Origin of the sequence: Corynebacterium sp. HMSC04H06 (assembly GCF_001815935.1) — a bacterium.
GTDB lineage: Bacteria > Actinomycetota > Actinomycetes > Mycobacteriales > Mycobacteriaceae > Corynebacterium.
This window is the reverse complement of the sequence record NZ_KV823405.1, coordinates 1-2142: the sequence shown is the minus strand read 5'-3', so window position 1 is coordinate 2142 and position 2142 is coordinate 1. Positions and strand designations below refer to the sequence as shown.

Sequence of the window (2142 nt, the reverse complement as noted above, 5' to 3'; positions counted from 1 at the left end):
CGACTCCCTGGACGGCATCGAGGGCGAGACGGTGGCCATCCCGAACGATCCGTCCAACCAGGGCCGCGCGCTCAACGTGCTAGCTTCCGCGGGCCTGGTCGAGCTGACCGTCGAGGGGAGCCTCTCGCCGACGCCGGCCGACGTCGACGAAGCTAAGTCCAAGGTCAAGGTCACTACCGTCGATGCTGCCCAGACCACCTCCGCCTGGGGCGAGGGCACCCCGGCTGTCATCAACAACTCCTTCCTGGAGCGCGCCGGCATCGACCCGACCACCGCCGTGGCCCAGGACGATCCGGCTTCCGACGAGGCCGCGCCGTACATCAACGCCTTCGTCGTGCGCGCCGAGGACAAGGACAACGAGGTCTATCGCGAGCTCGCGCAGCTCTGGCATGACCCGAAGGTCCAAGCGGCCGTCGACGAGGACTCCCAGGGTACCTCGGTCCAGGTCCAGCGCTCCCCGGAGGAGATGGACGAGGTCCTGCAGCGCGTCATGGACGAACTCGAGGCGGAATAGGCGCGGACACCACGCGCCGGGATCAAGCGCCGACAAGCAGCGCCGAAGCCCCTAGTACGGCGCTACCGCCGAGCGGTGCGTGTCGATGTCCAGCGCCTCGTGGATGGGCGGGAACGCGCGCTGGGCGCAGTTGCTGCGGGGGCAGATGCGGCAGCCGGCGCCAATGGGGGTGGCGCTGGACATGTCGGACAAGTCGAGGCCGGCGGCGTATACAGTGCGGTCGGCGTGCCGCGCCTCGCAGCCGAGCCCGATGGCGAACATCTTGTTGGTATCACCGTAGCGGCCCTGCAGGTACTGGACCGTACGCGCCACCCACAGGTAGTTGCGGCCGTCCGGCATCTGCGCCAGCTGCCGGGAGATGGTGCCGGGCCGAGAGAAGGTCTCGTAGATATTCCACAGCGGGCAGGTTCCCCCGGAATTGGAAAAGTGCACGCCGGTGGCGGATTGGCGCTTGGACATGTTACCCGCGCGGTCCACGCGCACGAAAGTAAAAGGAATGCCGCGCTGGTTGTCGCGCTGCAGGGTGGACAGCCGGGAGGCGACCGTCTCGTAGCCCACACCAAAGGACTGGCACAAAAACTCCACGTCGTAGCCAGACTTCTCGGCCTCCGAGTGGATTAAGCCGTAGGGCAGCACGGTCGCGGCCGCGAAATAGCTAGCGATGCCGCGCAGCGCCAACCGGCGCGAGGCCTGGGACGTAAACGGCTCCTCGTCGGCGGCATCCGTGATGAGATCGCCGGCCTCCAGAAAACCCAGCTCCGTGGCCATGCGGAAAGCGCGCTGACCCTCGGACAGCCGGCTGGCCAGCAGCAGGGTGCCGGCCTCCCGGTCGAGCCGGTGCAGGGTGCCGTCGAGCTGGCCGACGGTCTTGATCTCCAGGTTATGCTTCGAGCGCAGCCGGTCCGCCAGGGCCCGCTCGGTGTCGCGGATGTGGAAGGGCTCGACGCCCACTTCCCCGGCCAGTTCCTCGGCGTGGTGGTCGAGGCCGTCCAGGTAGTTCTGCCGGGCGTAGAAGAAGTCGCGGACCTCGTCGTGGGGCATCGATAGCGCCTGCGCCGAGTCTGTGACGCGGCGGGAGTCTGTGGCCAAGGACAGCTTGTCGCGGACGTTGCGGTAGCGCCGGTGCATGTCCACCAGCGTGCGCGCGACGGTGGGGTGGTTGTAGACCAGCTCGGACAGCTCCTGCAGCTCCACGGGGGAGGGGCAGAGCTCCTTGTCCTGGATGACGTCCTGGATTTCGGCGAGCAGCCGGGAGTCGTCGTCGCGGGAGAAGAACGTGGCGTCCACGCCGAAGACTTCGGTGATCCGCAGCAGGACCGGCACGGTCAGGGGACGCACGTCGTGCTCGATCTGGTTCACGTAGCTGGCCGACAGGCCCAAGGTGGACGCCAGGGAGGCCTGGCTGAGGTCTCTTTCGCGTCGCAGCTGCCGCAGCCGGGAGCCCACGTAAGTCTTCGTCATGACGGATAGGTTACCTGCCTAATGCCCCTATAACAGTGGTTTAGCAAATTCTGTGTGAAGGTTCTTAGCGGTGGTGTGAAAGTCGTGCTTAGGGGATAAAAGGTACGAACGTCCGGTTTTGGAAAACGCCCGATCCGGGGGGGTGTCCCTATGTTTTTGTCAAGTGC

General features: G+C 66.2%; 2 protein-coding genes. One reads left to right on the top strand and one right to left on the bottom strand.

The features are described from left to right. On the top strand, positions 1-514 hold a 514-nt coding region (locus tag HMPREF3067_RS11455; protein WP_246819195.1), incomplete at its 5' end, for a MetQ/NlpA family ABC transporter substrate-binding protein. A gap of 51 nt (positions 515-565) precedes the next feature. Here the strand turns inward: HMPREF3067_RS11455 and ramB are convergent. After that, entirely contained in the window at positions 566-1975 is a 1410-nt protein-coding gene (gene ramB, locus HMPREF3067_RS01440) for an acetate metabolism transcriptional regulator RamB (protein ID WP_070767970.1), read from the bottom strand. Positions 1976-2142: the final 167 nt, after the last annotated feature.